A 2,950-nucleotide genomic window follows, 5' to 3' on the forward strand; every position below is an offset into this window, starting at 1 on the left:
GTCGTCGGGTCAGCGCATCACCCGCACGCGAGGGCCGGGTACGAGGCCTCGATCGTCGCGGTCACGGGCGAGGCGCCCGTCGTGCTCGCGGTGATCGTGACGCCCCCCGTCTCGACCGAGCCCGCGCGCGTCGCGAACGCCTGGGACGCCGACCTGCCCGGAGCCACGCCGGTGAACGTCTTGGACCCGAACGGAGAGGTCACCTTGAGGTCGACGGGCACGTCCTCGCCGTTCACCGCTCGCACCGACACGGCGACCTTGCCCGCCACGCACTTCGCCGTGGCCGAGACCTCGACCGCGAGGTCAGGGTCGGGTTCGGGGTCGACGGGGGCCGTCACGGTGACCGTGGCGGTGGCCCGCGCCGTGATCGACGGGCCGAACGACCCGCTGACCGCGAAGGTGCCGGCCTGCGCCCAGGACGCGGGGTCGACCGCGTCCCACGTGACCGCGAGGTCCTTGGTCGCACCGTCGCCGTACGTCGCGGCGACCGTCGTCGGCAGGACGGGCGCGGTGCCCGCAGCCGTCGTGACCGTGACCGGGGCGGCCGAGGCCACGAACGCGTCGGGCTGGTAGTGCGAGAGCAGGCGGTCGTACTCGGCCTGCGTGACCGGGAGCACCGTGCCGTGGCGAGGGCTCACGGGCAGGGTCGCGGGCTCGGACTTGGTCCAGACCCCCGAGTCGAGGTCGGTCGACTCGAACGGGACGTAGCCCTTGCCGCCGTGGTAGCTGGGCTGGTCCATGAAGACGTACCACTTCTCCTCGGTGTTGGACTTGAAGACCGTGGGCCCCTCGCCCGCCGTGAAGGTGCCGCCGTAGCCGTTGGGCTGGCCCACGCCGATGTTCTCGGTGATGAGGTCCCAGCTCGTGGCGCGCAGGTCCGTGGACCTCTCGCTCCGGACCGTCATGTACTTCTCGTCCTTGATGAAGCGGTAGTACGTGTCGCCCACCTTCGTCACCGAGGCATCGATGATGCCGAGGCCCGTGCCGCGCTTGTTGTCGACCCAGATCTGCGGCTCGCTGAAGGTCACGAAGTCACGCGTCGTGGCGTACATCATGCGCTGGTAGCTCGTGGCGATCTTGCGGTCGCTGCTGTCGGTCGTCGGGTAGAGGGCGGATGCCCAGTACACGACGTACTCGCCCGCGGCCTCGTCGTAGAACGCCTCGGGGGCCCAGGTGTTGCCCGCGTAGTCGCTCGAGACCTTGACCATGCGCTGGTCGGACCAGTGCACGAGGTCGGTCGACTCCCAGATCATGAGGCTCAGCGAGCCGCGCTCCTGCGCGTTGCCGAAGTTGTTGCCGCCGTAGATCTTGAGGTCGGTCGCGACGAGGAAGAACCTGTCGCCCTCGGGCGAACGGATGACGAACGGGTCGCGCAGGCCCTTCTCCCCCAGGCCCGAGCGCAGGACGGTCCTGTCGTCGTTCAGCTCCTGCCACCTGAGCGGGTCGTTGCCCTGGCTCGCGGCGAAGTAGATCTCCTCACCGTCGGCCGTGCTCTCGCCCTTGAAGTAGGGGAAGAAGTACGCCGCGGGCTCCTGGGCCTCGGGGGCCTGGCGGACCGTCGCGGTCCGGGGCTGGGTCGAGGTCGCGGTGCCCTTGGTCGCCGTGACCGTGAGGGTCACCTCGGTGTCGCCCGCGCCGTGCGCGGGGCGGTGCACCACTCCCGTCTCGCTCACGGTGCCGGGCGCCGAGGACGTCCACGTCAGGGTCGAGCCCTGCGCCCCCTTGGTCGGGAGCGTGAGGTTGCCGCGGACGTCGGCGATGTTGGTCACGACGGCGTGCTGCGCGTCCCACGCGGCCGCCTGGGCGTCGTCGAGCGCCGGGGGGACGACCACGGTGAAGGTCCGCGGGAGCGTCACGGCGCCGCGCGTGACCGAGGCCGTCAGGGTCACGCTCGCGGCGGGCTGTCCGGCGGCGGGCTGGGTGACCCTGCCCGACGGCGTCACGACGTCCGCGTGCGAGGTCGCCCACGCGATGGTCGAGCCCTGCGCGCCCGTGACCGGGAGCGTGAGGTTTCTCGTGACGGCGCTCGTGTCGCCCAGGTCGAGGGCGGCGGCGTCGGCTCCCGCGGCCGCGGCCGAGGTCTTCTGCGCGAGGGCCGCGACGTCGTTCGCAGGCAGCGCCCGGTCGTAGACGCGGAAGTCGCGGACCTGGCCCTTGAGGTACTTGTCGCCCGAGTAGAGCGAGCGCCCGATGTAGTTGGCGGTCGTCGTCCCGGCACCGATCGAGGCGGGGGTCGTGGTGACCGCGGTGTTCTGCGCGACCTGGACACCGTCCTCGTAGAGGGTCCCGGTCGTTCCGGTCTGCGTGTAGGTCAGGTGCTTCCAGACCCCGCGCGCGAGGTTCGACCCCTTGGTCGTGTTCTGCTCGGTCGACCAGTTGCCCGACGCGATGCCGGTCCGGTAGGCGTTGCCCGTGGTGAACAGGTAGCCGTTGCCGTTCGAGCCGCTCGTGTTCCCCATGCCCCAGATGAAGTAGGGCGTCGCCTGGGCCGTGTCGACCAGCACGTCGAGGTCGACCGTGACCGACGTCAGGTTCTTGAGCAGGCCGTCGGGGAGCCTGACGTGGTCGTCGGTCCCGTCGAGCGTGATGCCGTTCGCGCTGCGCGCGGCCCCGGCGACCGTGGCGGCCCCGAAGGTCGAGCCCGGTGCCGAGTTCGCGGCCGACGTGCCGCTCGTCTCGTCGAGCTTGTACCAGGCGACGAGCCCGGCCTCCGGCGGGGCGGGATCGGCGGCTGCCACGGCGGTGGTCGTCAGCCCGGTGGTCAGGGCGACGGCGACGCTCGCCGCAACGAGACGTCCCCTGGTTCTTCTCACGATGTGCTCCTTCGGGTCGTGGTGCGGTGGTGCGTGTGGTGCGGGCAGGGCGGGTGGTGCGGGCAGGGCGGGTGGTGCGGGCAGGGCGGGTGGTGCGGGCAGGGCGGGCGCCGTCGGCGCCCTGACCTCGACGTGGG

The 2,950-nt window shown here is 71.6% G+C and carries 1 protein-coding gene; it reads right to left on the reverse strand.

Going from position 1 to position 2,950, the window contains the following annotated elements; all coding sequences use genetic code 11:
- Positions 1 to 17: 17 nt before the first annotated feature.
- Positions 18 to 2,813: an immunoglobulin-like domain-containing protein gene (locus tag H9652_RS19435; RefSeq protein WP_191798451.1), complete on the reverse strand. Its 2,796-nt coding sequence runs from the start codon at positions 2,811 to 2,813 to the stop codon at positions 18 to 20.
- Positions 2,814 to 2,950 lie beyond the last annotated feature (137 nt).

The organism is Oerskovia rustica (genome assembly GCF_014836555.1).
Taxonomy (GTDB): domain Bacteria; phylum Actinomycetota; class Actinomycetes; order Actinomycetales; family Cellulomonadaceae; genus Oerskovia; species Oerskovia rustica.